The organism is Rhizobacter sp. P3_B12, from assembly GCF_056402895.1.
The window spans coordinates 1-2,984 of sequence record NZ_JBFUGN010000779.1 but is presented as its reverse complement, the minus strand read 5'-3'; the positions used below and the strand labels follow the sequence as shown (position 1 = coordinate 2,984).

The window sequence follows — 2,984 nt, the reverse complement described above, 5'->3', positions numbered from 1 at the left end:
TCGATGCTGCCCGGCAGCCGCAGGCCGGGCGCGCCGGGCAGGTCGCGCAGCGCGTCGTCGATGGTCTGCGGCGCGGCATCGAGGTCGAGCCAGCGCCGCACCGCCATCACGACGCGGCCGCTGTGCGGCGCGAGCGCCGGCGCGTAGCGCAGCCGCAGGCTGGCCGGGCGTGTCGGCGTCGCATCGATGAAGGCGGCCTCGAGCCAGCCGGCCTCGGGGCCGAGCACGCCGGCGCGCACGCTGCGGCGCACGCGGGCCGCTTCCACCGCCTCGGCGCCCGGTATCGCGCGGGCCGTGAGGAAGCGCAGCATCGCGGCCGTGTCGTACGGCGAGCGGAAACCGAGCGAGACGGTCACGCCGTCGTCCGGCGACACCGACTCGCCGGCTGCATCGCCGCGCAGCCGGGTCGGGCTCATGCGGTAGCTGTCGGCGAAGGCCGCGTTGAAGCGCCGCAGGCTGCGAAAGCCGCTGGCCAGCGCGACCTGCGCGATCGGCAGCCGCGTGTCGGTCAGCAGCTGCTTGGCCAGCAGCAGGCGGCGCGTCTGCACGTACTGCAGCGGCGTCACGCCATGCTCGGCCGCGAAGATGCGGCGCAGGTGGCGGTCGCTGACGCCCAGGTGCGCGGCCAGCGCGGCGATCGACGGTGTTTCTTCTTCGGCGGCCGCATGGTCCAGCCAGTGCGCCGCCTGGCGGGCCAGCGTGCGCGATGCATCCATCACCGTCCACGCGAGCCCCGGGCCGGGCGCCACCTCGGGCCGGCACTTCATGCAGGGCCGGAAGCGGGCCGCCTCGGCCTGGGCGGGCGTGTCGAAGAACACGCAGTTCTCGCGGCGCGGTGTGCGCACGCGGCAAATCGGTCGGCAATAAATGCCGGTGGACGTGACGCCGACGAACCAGCGGCCGTCGAAGCGGGCGTCGCGGGCCTTGATGGCCAGATAGGCGGCATCGGAGTCGAAGGTAGGCATGGCGTGATTATCGAACCTCCAATCCGCAGGACTCGCCGTTTTCGGACATGTCGCGGGCCGGGCTTCGAGCCCGCGCTGGCCCGAAGGCTGCATGTCAGACGCTATCTACAATCCGCCACTCTCCAGGAGAAACCGAATGCAAGTGACTGCGTCCAACTTCAAGGCCTATGACATCCGCGGCATCGTCGGCAAGACGATCGACGAAGCGTTCGCGGAGCACCTGGGCCGTGCCTTCGGCAGCGAGGCACTGAAGGCGGGTGAGAAGGCCGTGGCCGTCGGGCGCGACGGCCGCCTGTCGGGGCCGGGCCTCGTCGCCGCGCTGATCCRCGGCCTCGCGTCGACCGGGCTCGACGTCGTCGACATCGGCGCCGTGACGACGCCGATGCTCTACTACGTGGYCGCCACGCGCGGCAAGCACGGCTGCAACAGCGGCATCCAGGTGACCGGCAGCCACAACCCGAAGGATTACAACGGCTTCAAGATGGTGCTGGCCGGCCGCGCGATCTACGGCGACGAGATCCAGGCGCTGCGCATCCGCATGGAAGCGGAGAACTACACCGTGGCCACCGGCCGCACCGGCACGATGGACGTGCTGGCCGAGTACAGCGCCCGCATCGTCGCCGACTGCAAGCTGAGCCGCCCGATGAAGATCGTCGTCGACTCCGGCAACGGCATCCCCGGTGCGTCGGCGCCCGGCATCCTGCGCGCGCTCGGCTGCGAGGTGACCGAGCTGTACTCCGAGGTCGACGGCGATTTCCCGAACCACCATCCGGACCCGAGCAAGCCCGAGAACCTGGCCGACCTGATCCGCACCGTGAAGGCGACCGACGCCGAGCTGGGCCTCGCGTTCGACGGCGACGGCGACCGGCTGGGCGTCGTCACCAAGGAAGGCAACATCATCTACCCCGATCGCCAGCTGATGCTGTTCGCGACCGACGTGCTGTCGCGCAACCCCGGCGGCACCATCATCTTCGACGTCAAGTGCACGCAGCGCCTCGCGCCGACGATCCGTGCCGCCGGCGGCAAGCCGCTGATGTGGAAGACCGGCCATTCGCTCGTGAAGGCGAAGATGAAGGAGCTGAAGGCGCCGCTGGCCGGCGAGATGAGCGGCCACATCTTCTTCGGCGAGCGCTGGTACGGCTTCGACGACGCCACCTACACCGCGGCGCGCCTGCTGGAGATCCTGTCGCGCGGCCGCAACCCGAGCCAGGTGCTGAACGCGCTGCCCACCAGCTTCAGCACGCCCGAGCTGAACGTGCCCTGCGCCGAAGGCGAGCCGAAGGTGGTCGTGCAGAAGCTGCTCGACGGCGCGCGCTTCCCCGGCGCGAAGGAGATCATCACGATCGACGGCCTGCGCGCCGAGTACGAAGACGGCTTCGGGCTGATCCGCTCGTCGAACACCACGCCGGTGCTGGTGCTGCGCTTCGAAGGGCACACGCAGGAGGCGCTGCACCGCATCGAGTCCGACTTCATGGCCGCGTTGCGCGTGGCCAAGCCCGACGCGCAGATCGCCGCTGCCGCGCATTGACCGCAGTGCCGTCTTCGTGCGCGTCCTGATCGTCAAGTTGTCGTCGCTCGGCGACGTGGTGCATGCGATGCCCGTCGTCCACGACATCCGGGCGGTCTACCGCAACGCGCACGTCGACTGGGTCGTCGAGCCGGGCTTCGCGCCGCTGGTGCGGCGCGTGCAGGGCGTGAGCGAGGTGATCGAGTGCGCGCAGCGCCGCTGGCGGCGCGCCTGGTGGACGCGCGCGGTGCGCGACGAATGGCGCGCCTTCCGCGCGCAACTGGGGCAGCACCGCTACGACGCGGTGCTCGACCTGCAGGGCCTGACCAAGTCGGCCCTGGTGGCCCGCATGGCCGATGGCCCGAGCTTCGGCCTGGCGAACCGCACCGACGGGTCCAGCTTCGAGCGGCCGGCGCGCTGGCTGATCGACCAGCCGCTCGCGATGGAGCCGCACGTGCATGCGCTCGACCRCTCGCGCAAGCTGGCTGCGATGGCGCTGAACTACACGGTGC

General features: G+C 70.8%; 3 protein-coding genes. 2 read left to right on the top strand and 1 reads right to left on the bottom strand.

Annotated features, from left to right (window positions below):
• A partial coding sequence (locus tag AC1D01_RS27855) for a bifunctional transcriptional activator/DNA repair enzyme AdaA (protein WP_477872180.1) occupies positions 1 to 965 on the bottom strand: 965 nt, incomplete at its 3' end.
• A gap of 136 nt (positions 966 to 1,101) precedes the next feature.
• On the opposite strand from AC1D01_RS27855, the gene AC1D01_RS27850 reads away from it, so the two are divergent.
• Both AC1D01_RS27850 and AC1D01_RS27845 read left to right on the top strand, forming a co-directional pair.
• Complete coding sequence (locus AC1D01_RS27850) at positions 1,102 to 2,493, top strand: phosphomannomutase/phosphoglucomutase (RefSeq protein WP_477872178.1); 1,392 nt, start codon at positions 1,102 to 1,104, stop codon at positions 2,491 to 2,493.
• A 16-nt stretch (positions 2,494 to 2,509) separates the two neighbouring features.
• Positions 2,510 to 2,984: glycosyltransferase family 9 protein (locus AC1D01_RS27845; RefSeq protein ID WP_477872176.1), on the top strand; the 475-nt coding region annotated here is incomplete at its 3' end.